The sequence below is a fragment of the Glaciecola siphonariae genome (assembly GCF_042652645.1).
GTDB classification, from domain to species: Bacteria; Pseudomonadota; Gammaproteobacteria; order Enterobacterales; family Alteromonadaceae; genus Glaciecola; species Glaciecola siphonariae.
The window spans coordinates 1-585 of the sequence record NZ_JBHSGU010000013.1 but is presented as its reverse complement, the minus strand read 5'-3'; the positions used below and the strand labels follow the sequence as shown (position 1 = coordinate 585).

Genomic DNA, 585 nt, shown 5'->3' with positions numbered 1-585 from the left:
AGGTTAACCGATTAGGGGAGCCGTAGCGAAAGCGAGTGTTAACTGCGCGTTTAGTTGCTAGGTATAGACCCGAAACCCGGTGATCTAGCCATGGGCAGGTTGAAGGTTGAGTAACATCAACTGGAGGACCGAACTCACTGACGTTGAAAAGTCAGGAGATGACTTGTGGCTGGGGGTGAAAGGCCAATCAAACCGGGAGATAGCTGGTTCTCCCCGAAATCTATTTAGGTAGAGCCTCGGACGAACACCATTGGGGGTAGAGCACTGTTAAGGCTAGGGGGTCATCCCGACTTACCAACCCTTTGCAAACTCCGAATACCGATGAGTGCTATCCGGGAGACACACGGCGGGTGCTAACGTCCGTCGTGAAGAGGGAAACAACCCAGACCGCCAGCTAAGGTCCCAAAATATTGCTAAGTGGGAAACGATGTGGGAAGGCTAAGACAGCTAGGAGGTTGGCTTAGAAGCAGCCACCCTTTAAAGAAAGCGTAATAGCTCACTAGTCGAGTCGGCCTGCGCGGAAGATGTAACGGGGCTAAGCAATATACCGAAGCTGCGGATGTGCGCACCACCAGATATTATTTA

General features: G+C 51.8%; 1 rRNA gene. It reads left to right on the top strand.

The features are described from left to right. Nucleotides 1-585: ribosomal RNA gene (locus ACFO4O_RS15190) — 23S ribosomal RNA — on the top strand; the annotation flags it as partial.